16 protein-coding genes are annotated in these 19493 nt (G+C 63.7%); 5 read left to right on the forward strand and 11 right to left on the reverse strand.

The window, feature by feature from the left end; all coding sequences use genetic code 11:
• Window positions 1-99 precede the first annotated feature (99 nt).
• Entirely contained in the window at window positions 100-3774 is a 3675-nt protein-coding gene (locus ACJRPG_RS06580) for a DUF4214 domain-containing protein (protein WP_407999239.1), read from the reverse strand.
• A gap of 280 nt (window positions 3775-4054) precedes the next feature.
• Between ACJRPG_RS06580 and ACJRPG_RS06585 the strand changes: the two genes are divergently transcribed.
• Genes ACJRPG_RS06585 through ACJRPG_RS06595 form a run of 3 tightly spaced genes read left to right on the forward strand, consistent with a single transcriptional unit; the run spans window position 4055 to window position 6197 of the window.
• Window positions 4055-4657, forward strand: coding sequence for an RNA polymerase sigma factor (locus ACJRPG_RS06585; protein WP_407999240.1), 603 nt, complete (start codon window positions 4055-4057; stop codon window positions 4655-4657).
• A 7-nt stretch (window positions 4658-4664) separates the two neighbouring features.
• Complete coding sequence (locus ACJRPG_RS06590; protein ID WP_407999241.1) at window positions 4665-5153, forward strand: hypothetical protein; 489 nt, start codon at window positions 4665-4667, stop codon at window positions 5151-5153.
• 39 nt (window positions 5154-5192) lie between these two features.
• Window positions 5193-6197, forward strand: coding sequence for a hypothetical protein (locus tag ACJRPG_RS06595; RefSeq protein ID WP_407999242.1), 1005 nt, complete (start codon window positions 5193-5195; stop codon window positions 6195-6197).
• 50 nt (window positions 6198-6247) lie between these two features.
• Here the strand turns inward: ACJRPG_RS06595 and ACJRPG_RS06600 are convergent, their stop codons facing one another.
• From ACJRPG_RS06600 to ACJRPG_RS06620, 5 genes are all read right to left on the reverse strand, one after another.
• A complete protein-coding gene (locus ACJRPG_RS06600) occupies window positions 6248-6790 on the reverse strand; it encodes a hypothetical protein (protein WP_407999243.1) in 543 nt (180 codons plus the stop codon).
• Complete coding sequence (locus ACJRPG_RS06605; RefSeq protein WP_407999244.1) at window positions 6787-8532, reverse strand: putative bifunctional diguanylate cyclase/phosphodiesterase; 1746 nt, start codon at window positions 8530-8532, stop codon at window positions 6787-6789. Before ACJRPG_RS06605 ends, ACJRPG_RS06600 begins: the two co-directional genes overlap by 4 nt.
• 16 nt (window positions 8533-8548) lie before the next feature.
• Entirely contained in the window at window positions 8549-10183 is a 1635-nt protein-coding gene (locus ACJRPG_RS06610; RefSeq protein WP_407999245.1) for a methyl-accepting chemotaxis protein, read from the reverse strand.
• Window positions 10184-10250: 67 nt separating this feature from the next.
• On the reverse strand, window positions 10251-10658 hold the full coding sequence (locus ACJRPG_RS06615; protein WP_407999246.1) for a type 2 periplasmic-binding domain-containing protein: 408 nt from the start codon (window positions 10656-10658) through the stop codon (window positions 10251-10253).
• Window positions 10659-10667: 9 nt separating this feature from the next.
• Entirely contained in the window at window positions 10668-11846 is a 1179-nt protein-coding gene (locus tag ACJRPG_RS06620) for a hypothetical protein (RefSeq protein WP_407999247.1), read from the reverse strand.
• Between the two features lie 245 nt (window positions 11847-12091).
• Between ACJRPG_RS06620 and ACJRPG_RS06625 the strand changes: the two genes are divergently transcribed.
• On the forward strand, window positions 12092-12793 hold the full coding sequence (locus tag ACJRPG_RS06625; protein WP_407999248.1) for a hypothetical protein: 702 nt from the start codon (window positions 12092-12094) through the stop codon (window positions 12791-12793).
• A gap of 16 nt (window positions 12794-12809) precedes the next feature.
• Here the strand turns inward: ACJRPG_RS06625 and ACJRPG_RS06630 are convergent, their stop codons facing one another.
• A complete protein-coding gene (locus ACJRPG_RS06630; RefSeq protein ID WP_407999249.1) occupies window positions 12810-13949 on the reverse strand; it encodes a DJ-1/PfpI family protein in 1140 nt (379 codons plus the stop codon).
• Between the two features lie 239 nt (window positions 13950-14188).
• On the opposite strand from ACJRPG_RS06630, the gene ACJRPG_RS06635 reads away from it, so the two are divergent.
• Entirely contained in the window at window positions 14189-15238 is a 1050-nt protein-coding gene (locus tag ACJRPG_RS06635; protein WP_407999250.1) for a GlxA family transcriptional regulator, read from the forward strand.
• Window positions 15239-15251: 13 nt separating this feature from the next.
• On the opposite strand, the gene ACJRPG_RS06640 is transcribed toward ACJRPG_RS06635, so the two are convergent.
• From ACJRPG_RS06640 to ACJRPG_RS06655, 4 genes are all read right to left on the reverse strand, one after another.
• The gene (locus ACJRPG_RS06640; protein ID WP_407999251.1) at window positions 15252-16265 is read right to left on the reverse strand and encodes a GlxA family transcriptional regulator; all 1014 of its coding nucleotides are present in this window, start codon (window positions 16263-16265) and stop codon (window positions 15252-15254) included.
• A gap of 23 nt (window positions 16266-16288) precedes the next feature.
• Complete coding sequence (locus tag ACJRPG_RS06645; RefSeq protein ID WP_407999252.1) at window positions 16289-17539, reverse strand: cytochrome-c peroxidase; 1251 nt, start codon at window positions 17537-17539, stop codon at window positions 16289-16291.
• On the reverse strand, window positions 17536-17958 hold the full coding sequence (locus ACJRPG_RS06650; protein ID WP_407999253.1) for a FixH family protein: 423 nt from the start codon (window positions 17956-17958) through the stop codon (window positions 17536-17538). Before ACJRPG_RS06650 ends, ACJRPG_RS06645 begins: the two co-directional genes overlap by 4 nt.
• Window positions 17959-18215: 257 nt before the next feature.
• On the reverse strand, window positions 18216-19490 hold the full coding sequence (locus ACJRPG_RS06655) for a DUF819 family protein (protein WP_407999254.1): 1275 nt from the start codon (window positions 19488-19490) through the stop codon (window positions 18216-18218).
• Between the last annotated feature and the right edge of the window lie 3 nt (window positions 19491-19493).

Here is a 19493-nt window from a genome sequence, read left to right on the forward strand (position 1 = left end):
AGTTAGCGCTGAACGGCATCTTGTTTCGGGAGTTGCAACTTCGCGGATACCAAGTCGCCCAGGTCACTGCGATCGGTCCGGCACGCCCATGCACACGGCTTAATGCCCGTACGCTATCCCTTGGGGGAAGTTGCCGATGATCGTCGCCAGACTCTCCTCGCACAGACTGAAGGCGACCAACACGGTCGACTCCAGTGCCTCATCCAATGGTTGGTTGAGTTCGGTCAGGCGGTGAACCCACCAGTCAAATCCTTCCTTATCTGGAGCCCGGCCCAGGGCGTTCTCGTAGAACGCGGTTACAAAGTCCTGCACGCTGGTGAGCTCGCCATACCGCTTGGCGAATTCGTCACTGCGAACGAATTGTGACGCAATCGTGTGGGCATCCGTACCCCCATCACGTTTCTCCAGCCAGAAACCCATCCCTGTGGTATCCGGGGCCCGGTCGAAGGCTCCGCGGTATAGGGCCGCAAGCTGGCCCGCACGCCCTTCAAGGTCGAGCGCGACCGAAAAGTCCGCGAAATGCAGCCTTTCCACGGCAACCGTGAGGTCATGTCCGTCGGTACCGGACTTGTCCAGCACCGACACGCCATTTGCGCCCACGGTGATTTCATAGTCGGCCAGGCGGCCGGTATACGCGGCGGTATCGATTCCGGCTCCCCCGATCAGCAGGTCATCACCGCCGCCGCCGGTCAACAGATGGGATGAATCACTGGCTGCGCGGATAAGGTCATTCCCAGCACTTCCTGTCAGGTTGTCCGCACCGCTGATCTCATGCTGAGTGACCGGTACCGGCAACCGCGGAAGCGTTCCAGGTGCTGGATCGGGTGTCGGGGGCGTAGGACTCGGGCTGGGAACCGGGGCCGGCGGCGACGGCGGCGACGGCGACGGCGACGGCGACGGCGGCGGAGGCGGAGGCGGAGGCGGAGGCGGAGGCGGAGGCGGAGGCGGAGGCGGAGGCGGAGGCGGTGCTGTGGGCGGCGGCTCTACCACATGCAAACCGTTGGCATCGAATTGGACGCGTACATCGGTAAACTGTAGCCATTCAATATGGTTGAGTATGTCCGTGCCGTCCAAACCGCTGACGGTTAACAGGCGATCTTGACCTATTGCGACGCGATAGTCAGCATACTGTCCCGAAAAGAATGCTGTGTCAGAACCGGGACCTCCATCAATGGTGTCATTACCCAATCCGCCAGTCAGACCATTGTCGGTGTCGTTGCCAACGATGATGTCGTGGCCGCGCCCGCCAATCGCATTTTCGATCACGGTGCCAAAGTTGACAGTCAACTGGCCCGGTGAGGTGATGAACTGGCCACGCCGCTCACCAATATAGTCCCAATAGCCGGGCTGTAGATGCAAAGTGACGTTCTGGGTTTGGGCGGCCAGGCTGATCGTGTCCACGCCGCCACCGTCCCAGATGAAATTGGATCCGTGCGCAGTGGGCTGGTACACGTCATTCGCGGTTCGGGCGACTTTGCTGGGTCCGTAGATATATTGCAAGGCGGCAATGTCGAGTTCGCCATACGATACCGTTTGAGGATTGATGCCACGGGACCAAGGGGAATAAGACATGAGCGTCAGAGAGGTCCAGTCCTCCTCATCCGGCAAGCCGTCGCCCTCGAAGGAGTGCTTCAAGCCGAAAACGTGCCCCAACTCGTGCATGGACACGTACGGTGTCCATCTCGCAGTACCCGGATCGAAATCCATCTGAATGCGCGCAGTACCGCCTTGCGCACCGGGATATATGGCGCGTCCCGAGATGGATTGTGAGGTTGCGTTGTGAACGATCTCGAGCGAATATGCTTCGGCAGCAGGGTCATCGACGAACTTAAGATCGACCACCGAACTGATGTAAGCAAAGGCTTGCTTGAGCGCCGACTGTTCGGCCGAGGATAGAGCGCGGACGTCGATATCGGGATCTTGTGCCGCGAATATGGGGTCCGTCGCGTGGTCCGGAAAGGTCACTCGGACATTGTGAGCTGCCGGGAAAAACGAAAGATCTTGCTCTCGTGTTGACTCAAGGGTTGGCCCTGCCGGATTGATGAGCGCCTGCAGCCAGTAGGGGGCGCTGTTTGCCTCGACATGCACCTCCGTGATGGCCGTGGTCTGCCGACCCTGATCACTGACTGTCCACTGCAAGGGGATGGTGGCAGAAATCGATTCTGACGAATTGCGGTAGCCAATCAAGCGCAGTGCGTCGTTGACCTGGGCCGGTGTTGTGGTGAGGTCGAAGGAGAGGTCCAGTAGTCCATTGGACTGGCCGACGATGCCAATGGCGTGGCCGCGCAAAAGGATAAATCCTTCGGAAAATTCAAGGTCTCCCGTTCCAATAAATTCATCATTCGGATTCGCTCCGCCAACACGTTGGAGCGTGACACCGGGGTGTTCTGCCCCGGTGAGGGATACCGTGCTATTGAGGATGACTGCTGGTCCAAATCCCCGGAAGTCGACGTCATTCGTTGTGAATTCAGTGACACCGTAGCGTTCGTTCTGTACGCCGTTCGCGTCCACGTGCATGAGAAAGGCAGTGAGTGGATCCTGGGTCCACACGGTTTGGGGATGCCCCAATGGCCCTGCACTGCCAGACACGATCAGGCTGCCATCGGGAGCGACGGCAAGCGCATAGGTTGTCGCATTCTTGTAGTACCCCAACTGCTGATGCCAGATGCCGTTGTTCCCGAAACTCGGGTCAAGGTGTCCATTTGAGTCGAGACGGGACACGATGACGGCACTGTCGTAGTCGTAATGGGGGCTGTCAGGCCAACGGTGGGCAAATCCTGCGACATATATCTCGCCTTGGCTGCCCATTGACACGGCGGACGCCATGCCACTCACTGCCGAGGGGAGCCCCCCCGCCTCGAATACGTTCGGCGAGATGGTTGCGAGTCCGGCCGCTGCAAAGGTATGATCGACTTGACCGTCGTTATTCAAGCGCATGACTGCCAGTTCGGAGCTCACGGAGTACGGGGAGGTGGGCGTGCCATCATTGTGCGTGGAACGGCCCCCGGCCAGCAGGATCTTCCCATCGTCCTGCAGGGTTATCGAAGGCATTTGGCTCATGCTAAGGCCCTGCGGCGCCCCGAAAGAGGTGATGACAATACCTTCGTTGCCGAAACTGGAATCGACTTGTCCGGTAGCAGTCAGGCGTGCCACGTACACAGGAGCAGTCGGTTCGGTGGTGTCGGGTATCCCGGCAATCAGGATCCGGCCGTCAGACTGAACAGCAATGTCCTGTACGGTTGCGATACTTTGCGCGGTCGTTCCCAATCCATGGAGGCCAAACGCTGTATCAACCGTGCCATCGGATGCCACGCGAAATGCTTCGAGGACGGCATCGTCGGCCAGACGAGCACTCGGAGCGGCACTGACCACAATGACGCTTCCATCCGGAAGGCATGCGATGCGGCCGCCTGTTTCGTAGCGCCCCCCGTCCAAGATCACGGCCCCCGCGTCACCAAAAGACAAGTCCGGTTGACCTTCACTCGTCAGGCGGGTCAGCACCAGATCGCCGCCCGTTCTATTCCCGAGCGTATATATTGCGCCATTCGAAGCCAACGCCAGGGAACCAGTGTGGGCGCCCAGTGACACTGCGGCACCATCACTCCCGAAGGTTTCGTCCAGTTGCCCATCAACGTTGACTCGTCCGACCCGGTTCGACGCAAGGAAGATAGCTCTTCCGTCCGGTAGAACCTCAAGCTGGATCGCCGCAGCCCCTTCCTGCCCAAGCCGGGTCAGTAGTGTTCCAACCGGTCCGTTATTCAAATGTATTGCCATGCGTCCTTCCCCCCCCGCCGAAAAAAAATCCACCTTATACCGGCGTACGAGCGAATCTCTGCCATTTGGCTGCATGCGCTGCCATTGCACTGTGGCCGCCATAGCTGCTTGAGTCGCTTCGTTTTTCAGCGAGGGATGCTGGACGAACAGCTTGCTGTGAAGCCGTTAGTCGCCGCTCCGCACGCAAGGGGAGGGGAGCCATGTACCCATCAACAATATTTTGTAGCATCTCATCAAATACCTGGAACTTTTCCGCCCCCTGGCCGGAATATATCCAAACATGAAGATGACTACGCCAGCCACCATCGCCGATACCGACTTGCTGCGCCGCCTGCGCCAGGGCGACGCAGCCGCCTTCCAGGCGCTATACCAGCGCCACCAGAGCGCGGTGTTCCGCTTCGCCGCCATGCGCTGCGGCTCGGCCGATAGCGCGGCCGATGTGGTGCAGGAGGTGTTCATCGGCCTGCTGACCGGCAGTTTCGCCTTTGACCCAACACGTGGAGCGCTGGCTCCCTTCCTGCTCGGCGTCGCCCGCAACCTGCTGCTCAAGCATGAGGAAGCGCAGCGCCGTACGGCCAGCCTCACCGAACCCGGCGAGGACGAAGACGGCGAGGCCGATCTGCCCGACGACAGCGCGGAACCGCTGGCGCGCATGCTCAGCGACGAACGGGCCGAGGAAGTGCGCCGTGCGCTGGCGCTGCTGCCGCCGCACTACCGCGACGTGGTCATCCTCTACGAATTGCACGATCTGTCCTACCTGGAAATCGCTTCCATCTGCCAGATCGACCTCGGCACCGTGCGCTCGCGCCTTTCGCGTGCGCGGTCCGCCCTGGCAAAACGACTGGGGGCGCATAGCCCCGCCTTAACTTGTGCAGGTAAATGAAATGAACATGCCGACCCACGATGAATTCGACGAGCCGCTGATCGCGCCGTACTTCACGGCCTTGCGCGCTTCCAGCAGCGGCCTGAATACGCCGCCTCGCGTGGAGAAGGAGCTGCTGGCCGCGTTCGCGAAACAGTTTCCGAAGCAGCGCTGGTACCAGCGCCTGAGTGTCCGGCAATGGGGCATGGCGGGCGGCCTCATTAGCGGCGCTGGAGCCATGGCGCTGCTGGTGTTCACGCTGATTCTGCCGGCGCCGCAGCATCCGGGCCATCCGGCAATGCGCTTCGATGAAGGAGGGGACTTCATCGCCCTCGAATCGCGCGAACGTATCGAGCTGGAAGCTTCACCGCAGCTGGTCGAAACAACCGTGCCGCGCACGTCGCTGGCCAGCCTGGACGGCGCACTCACGCCGCAAACGGCGGGGGACACGGTGCGTGTCGAACTGCTGGTGGGCGCGGATGGCGAGCCGCTGGCCTTGCGCCTCCTGCCCCAATGATTTTTCTTACCCACTGAGTTACATCACGAAGAGGAAGCCATGCATACCAAGAAGATCCTGATTGCAGCCCTGATGAGCACGCTGCTCGCTCCTGCCTTTGCGGGCGATTTCGAATTCGGCGATGGTCCGGACAACCGCACCATCGTCATTGCCAATTCCTTCCAGGGCGCCGATGGCGTTCGCATCACAGGCCCGCTGTTGCGCGCCGACCGTACCGTCAAGGGGATGCCATTCTCGGCCGAAGTCATCAGCGAACGCCAGCAGAATCTGGCTGACGGCAACGACATCACCGTGAAAACCAGCTCAATGAGTTACCGTGACAGCGCCGGGCGCACGCGGCAGGAGATCCGCGACAGCAAGGGCGAGCTGCGCACGATCACGATCCGGGAGACAGACGGCACCATGTATGTGCTGAATCCCCAGCAAAAGACGGCCAATAAGATTGTGGCCCCGCGCGAGTTGGCCGAAGTGGCGCGCAGCCGTATCGAGGCGCTGCGCAAGGAAGGCAAGGTGCCGGGCGTGGAGCGCAGCAAGGGGCCGAACGGTGAAGAGATCGTCATCAAGCGCGTCGAGAAATTCGATGGCGAGCTGCGCAAGAATATCCAGGAGAACGTGCGCGTTCACGTGGCCAGGGCGGCGGATGCCGGCGCGGCGCGGGAACTGGCGCGCGGGCTGGCGCTGGGCGGCGCCTTCGGCGCGTTCGGCGACGCAAAGTATGCGGCGAAAGCCGTCACGCGCGAACTTGGCACCAAAGAGATCGAAGGCGTGAAGGCTGACGGCAGTGTGCGCAGCTATGAAATTCCGGCCGGTGAAATCGGCAACCGCAATGCGATCGTGGTCACAGACGAAACCTGGTATTCGCCGGAACTGCAGGTCACGCTGCTGACCAAACATAGCGACCCGCGCAGCGGCGACCATGTCTACCGCCTCGATAACATCAAGCGTGGCGAGCCGGATGCGGCCCTGTTCGCCGTTCCCTCCGACTACACGGTCAAGGACGTGATGAACAAAGTGGAGAATACCCTCGAAAAGAAAGCTCCCTGATCACTGCCGGTGTGGGCCCGCGTGAGCCCGGATAGATGCCGAACCGTGTTTTACGGCAAGTGGGCGCTGGCGAATTGTTGTGCTGCGGCTGCCATCGAACGAAGCGACTCCAGCGCCTGATGCGCGATATGAAGGTTCCCGGCGGCTACGCTCGCCATATGGGCTACCTGCGTACGAAGGGGGCGATAGCGCTCGCCGCCGGCCGAACGATCTTCCCACATCTTCAGCAGCTCATACAGGTCTTGCAGTGACGACGCTGTGCCGGCGAGTGTAAGCTGATTATGCTTGCCCCTGTGGACAGGCTCCGCGCCGGTCAGTCCCTTGACGGTGCAATGTACTTGCCTGGCATGGCCGGCGAATGAACGCGCTGAAATCGCAAGAGATGCCATTGGTATCGGCGGCCGGGGCGGAGTGTCTTGCATTCTCAGGACGATGTCCAGTTCAGTACCGTCGTCGCTCATCTGGCGGCACATCTGGACCACCTTCTGCAGGATCAGCCCGTTAATCTCCAGCAGGCGCGCAGCGAGCTGAGCCAGGGCGTCGAGAACTTCGCCGATATCGGCGTCGCCCGCATTGCTGGCCTGCTTGCTCATGCCTGCAGCCCGATGGCGGCAAGCTGCCGGCCGCCTGCATCGGCCGCAGCCGGAGTGTAAGAGCGCAGGAATCGCCTGAACGCCTCGGGGCCCAGCGGCCTCGAAACCAGATAACCCTGCACTTCATTGCAGCGGCACCCATGCAGGAACTGCAACACCTCCGGTTCTTCCACCCCTTCGGCTACCACCTCCAGGTCCAGCGCGTGCGCCAGGTCGACCAGCGCCTTCAACAAGCGCAGATTGCGTGCTGTGCTGCCACCCCGGTTGACGAACGATTTGTCCAATTTGATCGTGTCGACCGGGAAGGCCTGCAGGTAGGCGAGCGAGGAATAACCGGTGCCGAAGTCATCTACCGACAAGATGAGCCCGAGATCCTTCAGGCGCCGGAACAGCGCGGAGCATCGTTCATGGTCGTCGACGAGCAGGCTTTCGGTGAGTTCGAGTTCCAGCAGGCGCGGCGGGAGCCGGGTGCAATCCAGGGCAGAGCAGATATCGTCAATGATCTGGTCATCTTTCAGCTGTTGCGCTGAAATATTGACCGAGACGCGCAGTGGCACGGCCCGCTGTTCCGATAACAGGCGAGCGAAGGCGCAGGCTTCGTTCAGCACCCAGCGCCCGATGTCGGCGATCACGCCCTGTTCTTCAGCGAGGCCGATGAACTCCAGCGGTGGGATCCTGCCGAGCTGGGGATGGTTCCATCGCAGCAGGGCTTCCATTGCCGTCACCTGCATCGACTGCAGTTCGATGCGCGGCTGATATTCGATCTCGAATTCGCCCCGCTGCAGCGCTTTCCGCAAGGAGCGCTCCAGCTCGGCCCTGCGGCGGCTGGACCATCCCAGTTCCGCATCGAACAGCTGTACCGCAGGACCGCGCCGTGAGCGCGCATGGGTGAGCGCGGTCTCCGCGGCGCGCGACAGTGCCTCTGCGGCGCGCCCGTGCTCCGGGAAGCTGGACACGCCAGCGGCCACCGTCAGCAGAACCTCCTCGCCATCCAGCTGATACGATTCGCACACGGCGGCGACCAGCTGTTGCGTGAAGAGCCCGATATCGTCCGCGGTATCACGCGCAACGATCACGCCAAACTCCTCATCACGCAACCTGCCGACCAGGCCGCGCCATCTGGTCAGGCTTCTGAGGCGTTGCGCAATATCGCGCAGGAGCCGGTCGCAGGCAGCGTGGCCATAGACGGCGGCCAGCGATTGAAAGCGGTTGACGGTCAGGAGCAGCAGAACAAAGCCCGTGCCGGAGCTGTGCCGCGCAACCGCCCGCTCAAGTTCGGCAGTGAAAGCGGCTGCATTCAGGGCGCCGGTCAATGGGTCGATATGGTGGGGCACGCCGGGATTGCCGATTGCCACGATCGTGCTGCGAGCGGTCTCGTCTTCGTGCTGCCCCTGCAGGCGCAGCATCAGGGCCGGCCCGGTTTCTCCGCAGCCCAGCAGGCGCACGGCAGACCAGCCGGCCTGGGGGGCGGCCCCAGGGCCGACGCCCCGCATTGCCTCATCCACCGCGAACAGATCGACGAAGCTGGTGCCGGCCAGCTGCTCTGTGGTGCGGCCCAGGACACTGCACAGGGCCATGTTCGCGTTCAGCAGGACGTCGTCGGCATCGAAGCAGGCGAGCCCCACATATCCTGAATCCAGTACCGGGGACAAGGCCGACTGGCTTGCCCGGCCGATGCCGCGGTCAGCGTGCAGCGAACGGGACGGGGCAAGCCAGGCCGGTGGCATGGTCAGTGGCAACATGATCGGGTCCCAGCGGCTAGCCGGCGGCCAGCTGATGGGCCGGGGCCGGCGCAGCCAGCACCATCACGGCTGGTGGCCGCCTGGCGCCGGCCGCGCCATCGTCCTCGGCGGATACCCTGAACACAGCGACGGCATTGACCAGCTGCTCGACCTGTTCACGCATATTGTTCGCCGCCGTGGCTGCCTGATCCACCAGATCCGCATTCTGCTGGGTCATCTGGTCCATGGCGGTCATCGCCAGATTGATTTCACCGATGCCGCTGCTTTGTTCCTGGGTCGCGAGCGTGATGTCGGCCATGATTTCGGCCACCTTCCCAACGGCGTCGACCACCAGGATCATGGTGCTGCCCGCCTCGTCCACCAGGGTGCTGCCGGTGTCGACCTGCGCCACGGCGTTCCCGATCAGCTGTTTGATTTCCTTGGCCGCCGCGGCGGAGCGGTGTGCCAGGTTGCGCACCTCTGCAGCTACCACGGCGAAGCCACGCCCCTGGTCGCCGGCGCGGGCGGCTTCGACCGCCGCGTTGAGCGCGAGGATATTGGTCTGGAAGGCAATACCCTCGATGACGCCGATAATATCGACGATCTTGGACGAGCTGCCGCGAATCGATCCCATGGTGTCGACGACCCTGGCAACCACATCGCCGCCTTGCGTCGCCACTTCCGCTGCCCGGGCGGCAAGTACATTGGCGGCACGCGCATTCTCGGCTGTCTGCCGGACGGTGGCCGTCAGCTCTTCCATGGAACTGGCCGTCTGTTCCAGCGTTCCGGCCTGCGATTCGGTACGGGCCGACAGATCCACATTGCCGTCGGCGATCAGCTGTGAAGAGACATCAATGCTGGCCGTACTGGCGCGCACGGCCAGCACGGTGGCGCTCAGGCTGCGGCTCATGCTATTGAATGCCTGCATCAGTTCACTGAGTTCGTCCTTGCCCGCCACGTCCGCAGTGGCGCACAGCTCGCCTTTGGCCACGGTCTGGGCCAGTAGCACTGCAGAACGCAAAGGCTGGGTAATCGAGCGGGTGATCACAATGCTGGCGCAGATGCCCAGTGCCAGCGCCGCGGCGCTGAGGGCGAATTGCCACGCCATCATTTGGCGGTCGGTATGCACCGATTCGTCAAGAAACTTCTGGGTCGCTGCCTGCTGCAGGGCCACCAGTTCATTGAGCGATGCCAGCATGCGCTGGCTCAGCGGATCGATCTGGCCGGCGATCAGCTTGCTGGCACCTTCCGTATTGAAGGCAAGCACCTGCTTGACGGTCTCGTCAAACGCCTGGCTGGCCTGTCCGTCCAACCGGTCGATGGCGCGCAGCAGATCGGCCTCGCCGTCGTGCAGGCCAAGCTTCGCCAGTTCGGCGCGCGCGTTCGCATAACGCTTGCGGGCCGCCTTTACCTTGTCCTCTTCCACCTGCATCAGGCTTACATCGGACTGCAGGCCGATATTGCGCGTGGCGACCCCGCTTTCCAGCATGGCGCCTTTCATGGCCGTGATACTTCTTTCCTTTGCGGTAGCCGTCTCCAGGCCCTGCAATAGCCGGGCTTTATGGTGCAGCGTGAGGGCTGACGTGAGACCGACAATCAGTGCCAGAATCAGCAGGATGAGTCCAAACCCGATGCCGAGCCGGCCACCGATTCGTATACTGCGTAACTTCATGATGTCCTCATTACTGTGCGCAGCAGCTGCGGCCGGCGTCGGCCGCTTACATCCGCGCGGTGGATGTCTATTGAACCGTCAGCACCACTTTTACGGTCTCGTCCACTGCCGCCTTCTCGATGTAGCCGATCGCGTTGGGGCTGGCGGCGACGGCTTTCTTTACCTCCGCGCTCGAGGCATATTCGCGCGGTGCCGCGGCCTTGCCGGTCAGGACCAGCTTGGACCAGAGCGCCTTGACCTGGGACGCATCCTTCTCCAGTACCTTGCGGTAGAACTCGGCCCGTATTGGGGAGGACTCGCTGTGCTCCACCGGCGTGAACATCGTCGACTTCCCCAGGAAGAACTGGCTGGCCTGGCTGTTGAACATGCGGGTGGCCGGATTTTGCGGGTTGACGATGACCACCAGTTCGGTGGCGGCCGCAGGCAGGCTGCACGCCAGCACGGCAGCGGTGACGAAACTGATACGAAAGCTCATGCCATCTCCTTAGAAAACAAAATCGACGCCGGCCGCGTACACGTTTACCGGCCCCTTGAACTGCGGCGTCGCCTTGATAAAGCCGCCCGCACCATCGCGGGGGCGGATATGGTCGACCTGCAGCTTGAGTGCCGCCGATTTTGCGAAGTCCCAGCGCAGCCCGAGCGCATAGTCGCGCTGCTGTGGCGCCTTGGTCGCGTTATTCGCCGGCGACGCGGCGGGCAGGCCGTCAAAGCTGCGTGGCACGTCCTGCCGCGAGTAGGAGTGCATGAAGTAGGGGGTCAGCTGGCCGTAGCGGTAGCCCAGCTGGGCGTACCAGGACGTTGTGTCCGGCACTGCGCGCGAATTGATCTTCTTCTTCGCGTATTCCGCCTGCAGCAGCACATTCTTGTAGTCCAGTCCGAAGCCCAGCGAATCGAATTTGCCATGCCGGTCGTAGGGATTGAGGGCGTCCGCTACATTGCCGAAGCCGGCATTGCGCAAGCCTGCCAGCAGCGTGATCAGCGGCACGGCATCGCGGAAGGAGAACCTGGCGTCGGTATGTCCGTAGCGGAAGGTGTAGGGGCCGTGCTCCGCCACCAGGTGCAGGGTCGTCATGCGGTCGAAGTCAACGAAGGCGCCGTTCGGCACCGTTCGCTTGCCACGCCCCGTGTTCAGTTGCGCCGTGTAGGTGGTGTCGCCCACACTGCGCTGATACAGCAGGTCGACGCCATCGATCGAGCCCACCGTGATCTGGCGGTACATGTCGCCTGGCGGCCGGATCATGAGATTGGCGTAGCCGACGTTGCGGAAATCGGAGATCAGGTAATTCGGCGGCGTGGTGCGCCCGAGCCGCACGCTCCAGTCCTCGTTCAGCTTATATTTCAGAAAGGCCCAGGTCAGTTCGGCGCCATAGGCGTCGGTAGCATTCTTGCTGACCAGCCCCTGGGCCACGGCAGACAGACGCTCAGTCAGCTGGAACGTGCCTTGGATGCCGAAATTGGAGTCCACGCCGGTCCGGAATTCTTTCTTGACCCCGGCGGCCTGGTTGTGCCGGATAAACTCGGCGTCCGCGGTGTCGCTGCGGGTCAGCGCGACCGTGCCGAAGCCGGTGATATTGATGCGCGGGGTGTCGTCGCCGGCGTATGCCGGAAGAGCCAGGCTTGCCGACGACAGCAAGGCGAGACTGAGGAAGCTGCGGTGTTTCATTTCATCCCTTTGTGTCAGTGTTGGAATCGTTTTGTGCTGCCATTATTGGAGCGATGGCTGCCGCCCCTCGGACAAGAAACTGTCGAATTCCTGCCAAACTGCAATGGCAGGAACTTGCTGTTGCAATGCTGCCGCGATGGCAGAAAACACAGGTGCGGATGGCATATCCGCGCCGGCGCCCCGGGGCATACTCGGACCGCACGCACGTGCCCGACCAGGACCTTTGCCATGAAAGGAAGAACTCCATGAATGCCAGAAAATGGCGGTACGCGGCAGCTGCCGCACTGCTGCTGCCCGCCAGCCTGTACGCCCAGGATGCGGCGCCCGATATCTCGCCGCCGCCGTCGGTGCAGGTGAAGGGCGTGCGCGATCCGGCGCTGATGCCGTATGCGGACCTGGTGATGATGCGCCGGGTGTTTGCGGACGCCGCCATGCCGGCATCGATCCTGCCGGCGCTGCGCGTGACCGGGCGCAGCAGCGGGGAGCCCGTGCCGGGCCTGGCAGTCGTCCTGGCCGCGCGCGACGCTGTGCTGCCGGTGCCGCTGGAGGCGGGATTCGCGCTGCTGCGGCAACTGCCGGTGAGCGATGATGCCGAAGCCGAGTTCCGGTCCAATCAGCGCAAGGGCAGCTTGCGCATGGAACTGCTGCTGACCGTGGCGCTGGAGAATCCGCGCCGCTTTCCGGCCGGTGAGCTGGGGCGCGCCATCGATGATGGCAACCGGGTGCGCGCCACGGTCCTGCCGTGGTACCTGCGCCTGCTGGCGCCGCGCTTCAGCGAGGTGGCGGTCTGCTTTGCCGCACCGGGCGCGACGGTGAGCGTGGCGGGGGTGCCACGGGTGGCCGAGCCGGACCATGGCAGCCACTGCCTTGCGCTGCGGCCGCAGGAGAACGATGCAGCGGCGCTGATCGAAACCGATACCGCGCCGCTGTACCTGCAATTACGCTGAACCGCCGCCGCTACACCTAGCGGCGCTTGCGCGCGTACTCGAAAGCGTAGGCGACGCCGTCTGCCGTCGCACTGCCATACGCCGTTTCGATCCGGTCCAGGACACTGTCAAAGGGATCCTCTGCCGGCGCGTCGGGCACGGCGGGCAGCAGCCGCTGCGGTGGGCTGGCCGGTTTCGGGGCGGCGAAGGTCAAGCCGTTGCGCGTCCTGAAGCTGGTGCCGGGTGCCAGGGCGTACGCCTGGCTGCGGCCGGTGCGCGAGAAGGCATCCATGGTGAGCGCGAGGGCCACATCATCCACGCCGGAATCCACCGGCACGCCGACTGCCTCGTTGCGGTGAAACCATCCATTCAGGTAGAAGGTGGCAGCGTAAGCGCGCAGATTGACCCCGAAGCGGGGAATGAACATTTCGCTGTTGTGGCGCGCGCTCCAGTCGCTGATGCCGTAACGCGAGGCGACGCGGCGCGCGCGCTCGGTGCCTGCAATCGCTTCCACCAGCGCGATCGAGGTGGGCAGGGCCGCGCTGATCCCGGCGCTCGATACCAGGCTGCCATCCACGACATAGCGCTGGTTTTTCAGCCACTGGGTATCGGGATATTCGGTTTGCCGTATGTCCTCGGTAAACCAGTGCGCGGTGGCGCGGCGTCCTTTCAGCAGGCCGCTCTGCGCCACGACCAGGCCGCCATCGCAGATGCTGACGATGGTGGCGCCTTTGTGGCCCTGGGCGGCGATCCATGCCAGCAAGGCCGGATCGCGCCGCTGCACCACGGCGGGCACGATGACGTAGTCGGCTCCCTCCGGATAGCGGGTGTCGAAGTCGGCGGCGCTGGCCGACGGCATCAGTTGCAGCGTGGTCGGGCGCATGATGACGGGCCCGGGCCGGATCCCCAGGGCATGCACCTCGGCGACGTCCGCATCGCTCAGTATGCTGTAGGGGATGATGAAATCCGTCATTTCGGTGCCCCCGTTTTCGCCAATGACGGCAACCACGGGGCGCTCGCGCCCGAAGCGGTTCTGGTACGGCGGCAGCTGCTGCGGGACGGCGCCGCTGTCCAGCCGTGCTGCGGGCGCTGCCTCATTCCTGCCGCGGGCATGGGCAAGGACGAGGAAGGTGCTCAGCAGCAGGCATAACACCGCGCCGGTTTTTAACACAGGCATGATCATTTCCTCCACGATATTGATGAGGAAGCGATTATGTTGCCCGCGCCCGGGGGGCGTCGGACAAAGACCCCTGATGCCCTGCCAAAGTGGGGCAGCCGGTGCGGGGTGAGCATTAGCAAGTAAGTGCGGAATATCAAGGCAAAAATGCCGAATTTCCGGATAATTTCCGCCGGTTTTCTGCCACGGCTGCAGCGCTTCGCTACAATGGGCAATCCACCTAGCCAGCCAGCAATCCCATGTGCATCAGTTCTGCAGAGCAGCTTCCCCATCGCGTTGTCGTCGTCGCGTTTGCTCCCGTGCAAATGCTCGATGTCAGCGGACCCCTGGACGTTTTCAGCATGGCCAATGTGTTCGCTGCGGAGGATGGCTTGCCGCCACCCTATGAACTGGTGCTGGCCGCCCCGCAAGCCGGGCTGGTTGCCACCACATCCGGCGTCGCCTTGCAGGCGACCCATGCGCTGTCCGACCCCGGGCTGGCGGCCGACACCTTGCTGCTGGCCGGTGGGCCTGGCGCGCGCCAGGCCGTGCGCGATGCCGGCCTGATCGCCGCACTGCGCGCCGTCTGCCAGGGCGCCGGGCGGGTCGGTTCAATCTGCACGGGCGCCTTTCCGCTGGCGGCCACCGGCTTGCTGGGCAAAGGCCGCGCCACGACGCACTGGGACCACTTCGATGAATTTGCCGGACTGTTTCCTGAAATCGAGCTGGACAGGAATGCACTGTTTGTAGACAGCGGGCCCTGCCACACGTCGGCCGGGATCTCGGCGGGTATCGATTATGCACTGGCGCTGCTGGAAGCGGACCTGGGCCGCGCCAGGGCCCTGCAGGTCGCCCGCGCGCTGGTGGTTTTCCTCAAGCGCCCCGGCGGGCAGGCCCAGTTCAGTGCGCCGCTCGCCGCCCAGGCCAGCGCGCCGGACCCGGACCGCTTTGCCGGCCTGAGCCAATGGATCATGGAGCATCTGGCGGCCGATCTGTCGGTGGAAGTGCTTGCCGAAAAAGTGGCGATGAGCCCGCGCAATTTCGCGCGCCGCTTTGTCGAGAATATGAACGTGGCGCCTGCGAAGTATGTGGAGCGTCTGCGTGTCGATGCGGCGCGCCGCCTCCTCACCGAAGGGAATCTGTCGCTCGCCAGGGTGGCCGAACGCTGCGGCTTTGGCTCGGCAGAAACCATGCGCCTCGCGTTCAGGCGTCACGTCGACATTGCTCCGCACGACTTTCGGGCGCGCTTCCGTTCTACCCGCCGCTACGCGCCGGAACAGGACGGCACGGAAGCGGAAAGCACGGCCTAGCGCGCGCGGGCGCTCAGGCGGCAAGCAAGGGCCGGGCAGGGGGACTGCCTGCACTTTGAAAGCGTGCGCGGAATTCTTCCGGACTGACATGGACGTGGAACGCGAACTCTGCCCGCATGGCCGCGGTGGAGGCGAAACCGCAGCGTTGCGCGATACGGGCAATCGACAAGGTGCCGTCGCTGAGCATGCGCCGCGCGGCATCGACCCGCAGCATGCGCAGATAGCTGTGGGGCGTCACATTCATCGCCTGCTTGAAGCGCCGGGCAAAATTGCGCGGGCTCATTGCCATGTGGTCGGCCATCATGGTTACCGACAGGCTGCCGCCCAGATTGGCTTCCAGCCATGGTGTCAGCGCAGCGAACCGCTCGGCGTCTCCAGAGGCGACCTCAGCGGTAAGATGGGCGCTGAACTGCGACTGGCCGCCCGGCCGTTTCAGGAACATCACCAGATCCCGTGCCACCTGCAGGGCAATCGAGCGGCCGAGATCATTCTGGATCATCGCCAGGGTGTAGTCGATGCCCGCGGAAACACCGGCGGAGGTGTGGTATTTGCCATCTGCGATGAAGAGTGCGTCGCGCTCAATCAGGACCTGTGGGAAGCAGGCGGCAAACTCATCAAAGTGGGCCCAGTGGGTGGTCGCCCTGCGCTGGTTGAGTTCACCGGTTGCCGCCAGCGCAAACGCGCCGGTACAGATGCTGGAGATGCGCGGGCTGCGGTGGCACAGGCGGCCCACCACGTCCACCAGCTGCGGGTTGCGGGGCATGGCGCGCGCGCCCGGTCCGCCCGCCAGCATCAGGGTGTCGGCCGCCAGGTCGGGCCGCAACAGATCGCAGCTTGCGTTGAGTGCGATGCCGCTGGTGGTTGCGAGGGGCAGGCCGGCCGGTGTGGCGAGCTCGATCCGGTAGGGCGCGCTGCGCCCCAATGCCATGGCGGCCGTGTTGGCAGCCGTCAAGGCGTCGAGCGGGCCGCTGATGTCGAGCATTTGCGCCGGAGGGAAAGCGGCAATAACGATAAGGTGTGGTTTCATTCGGCGACTCATCCGCAGGCGGCCTATGGCTTTGTGCTGTGCTCGCCTTCCAGAACCGGGCCGGAAAGAGTGTGCAGAAACGCGGCAAGATAGCGCATCTGGTCCGAGCTCAGCGCTACCGGCCGCAGCTCGCTGCGGCCTACCCGCGCAGGTGCGGCTTTGCGATAGTGTTCGATTACCTCATCCAGCGTCGCGAGCTGGCCGGCATGCATATAGGGCGCACGCAGCGCCACATTGCGCAGCCCCGGCGTCTTGAATGCGCCTTCCAGCAGGGGGCCGTCTTCGGCCAGGAAGAGCAGTTCCGTGCATTGATCGGCTGGACGGTCGCTGTGCGGCCCCTGGCAGTTGAATTCATCCTGCCGCAGCCTGGGTACGCCATTGCGCCGTCCGGCCGCCTGCGCCGCCGGGCCATGCGGGGCAATGCCGGTATTATGGAATTGCTGGTCGGTGAGCAGCGGCCCGTTGTGGCAGGTCACGCAGCGGCCGGCGCCGATGAAAATGCGCAGTCCACGCATCTCGTCCGTCGTCAGCAGCTGGCCTGCGGCCGGGTCGCCCGCTGCCAGTGCCGCCAGGTAGCGATCCAGCCGCGATTCACCGTAGCGCAGTGTCTTCTCATAGGCGGCGATGGCCTTGCCGATATTGGCCAGCACCCCCGATACCTGTAGGCGCGTCGCCTCCGGAAGCGTCAGCCAGGCCTGCTGTTGCGCAGGCGTGCCGAACGGTCCGGCATCGGCTGGCAAGGGGGGCAATACGGGAAGCGCACCGAACAGCACCTCATATTCCTGGCGATAGTGCCGTTGCATGAGGCGGGCCAGCGCCAGGCGGTTGCTGCCATGCTCCGCCGGATCTTCCAGCGGGCCGACGGCCTGCGCCCATAGGCTATCCTTGCGGCCATCCCAGAACAGGAAGGGCGCGTGTCCTGCGAACGGCACGGGCATGGTGCGCCGCATACCGGTGGCGACGCCCTGCGCCAGTGCGCGGCCGTCCTGGAACTGCTTGCCCGGATCGTGGCAGCTCGCGCAGGACACCGCGCCGTTGCTGCTCAGGCGCTGGTCGAAGAACAGCCGCTTGCCCAGCGCGATGGCCGCGGGCTCGGCCTCGACCCGGTTGGACGGATCATTGGGGACAGCGGGCAAGCGGCTGAGCTGCAGCGTAGCGAGGATGGCGCGTTCCTGGCTGCTCCACGCGGCATCGGAAGCGGGGAGCGCAAACGCCAGACCGGCTGCGAGAGTGGCGGCGGTTAGCGCAAGGGCAATCCAGCGGCTGCAGTTCATGATTCTGGCAGAACCACGTTGAAGGTCACATTATCCGCGCCATTAGCGCCGCTGATCGCCAGCTTGATCTCCCACCAGCCGGACATGCTGAATTTCATGCCCTCGATCAGGTAATGGCCGTTGCCCAGTTCACGGGTCACGCGGGGCTGGGTCGGCAGGCCGTGATGGTGCTGCGGCATGCCGCCGTCGATCTTTACCTGGGCACCCAGCACCGGCTGGCCGTTCGGCTGCGTCAGTTTCAGGTCCCAGGCGTGCAGTTTGTTCAATGTAATGGGGACGGCGAGCGATGTCAGCTCGGCGCGATAGTGCGCTTGCGCAGTAGGCCGCGCCAGGGATAAATCCAGGTCGCGCGGCGGGGCCATGCAGCCGGCAAGCAAGGCGGCTGCGAGGAGCGGCAGTAAACGGAACAAGGGATTCATGGTTTGTCGCCTGCCTCGGAGGGCGGTAGTTAGCAGGCCTGCAGTATCGCGCGCCGTAGTTCCTTGCATCGGACAAGCTGCCCGGTTTTTCTGCCAAGCCTTCCGGTGGGCGTCATGGTGGACTACAAGCATCCCCTGAACCTTGCCTGCAAGGGACTTGGCTGGTCTGCGCGTCGCCGTGCGCCGCGCCACCAAAGCTGAATGTGTCCGCTGCCGGCGTGACCGGGTCACGCCGGGGTTTGTCCCTTGCGATCAGATCAGGCGCCCGTCAACATGCGCAGCAGTTGCCCGGCCAGCCAGCCGCCATAGGTGCCAAGGGCGTACCCGAGCACGGCAAGCAGCACGCCCACGGGCGCCAGTGCCGGATGGAAGGCGCTGGCGACCACCGGCGCGCTGGCTGCGCCGCCGATATTGGCCTGGCTGCCGACCGCCATGTAAAACACCGGTGCCTTGATCAGCCAGGCAACGCCGAGCATGAGCGCGCCGTGGAAGCTGATCCAGATCAGGCCCAGCGCAAACAGTTCCGGGTCGGAGAAGATGGCGTGCAGGTTCATCTGCATGCCGATGGTCGCCACCAGGATATAGATGGCGATGGAGCCCACCTTGGATGCGCCAGCGCCCTCGAGCTTCCTGGCCCGCGTAAACGAGAGGAGCAGGCCGAAGGTCGTCGCCAGCACCGTCACCCAGAAAAAGTTCGCTGTCAGGCTGAAGCGCTCGAGATAAGGAGCATGGGCCTTGATGAAGGGCACGATGTAGCCGGTCATCCAGTGCGCGAGCGCGGTGGCGCCCAGGCCATAGGCCAGGATGAGCAGCATGTCGTAGGAGCTGGTGATGCGCACGTTCTCCAGCTGGACTTTTTCGACGCGGACCCGCAGTTCATCAAGGGCCTGGGTATTGGCGCCACGCCAGGCGTCCAGCTTCGCGCTGCGGCCGGCCAGGAACAGCAGGAAGGCCATCCAGAGGTTGGCGCAGATGACATCGACCGCCACGAATTTGCCGAACACGTCCGCGCCCACGCCATAGACTTCCTTCATGGCCGCCTGGTTCGCGCCGCCGCCGATCCAGGCGCCTGCCGTCGTGGTCATGCCGCGCCAGATCGCATTCGGGCCGGCCGGATTCAGCACGGTAGGATCGAAAAGGCCCACGATGGAGAGCGCGAGCGGTGCGCCCAGAATGACGCCGGCCGTGCCGGTCAGGAACAGCAGTATGGCCTTGGGGCCGAGCCGCACAATCGCACCCAGGTCGCAGGCCAGCGTCAGCAGGACCAGGGCCATCGGCAGCAGGTAGTCGCGTGCCACCGGGTAGAGGCGGGAGCTCTCGCCGTCGATGATGCCGAAGGTATTCAGCAGGCCGGGAATGAAATAACACAGCAGCAGGGATGGCACCACGGCGTAGAAACGGCGCCAGGCGGGGTGCGGCGAGCGTTCACTGCCGAGCACCAGGGCCAGTATGACGATCAGGATGCCGAGGACCACGGGGTCCGAGGTGATCAATGCAGTGTTCAGTTGTTCGCTTCCGTCTGGTGCTGGCATGGC

It is taken from the genome of Pseudoduganella rhizocola, from assembly GCF_045984285.3.
Classification (GTDB): Bacteria; Pseudomonadota; Gammaproteobacteria; order Burkholderiales; family Burkholderiaceae_D; genus Rugamonas.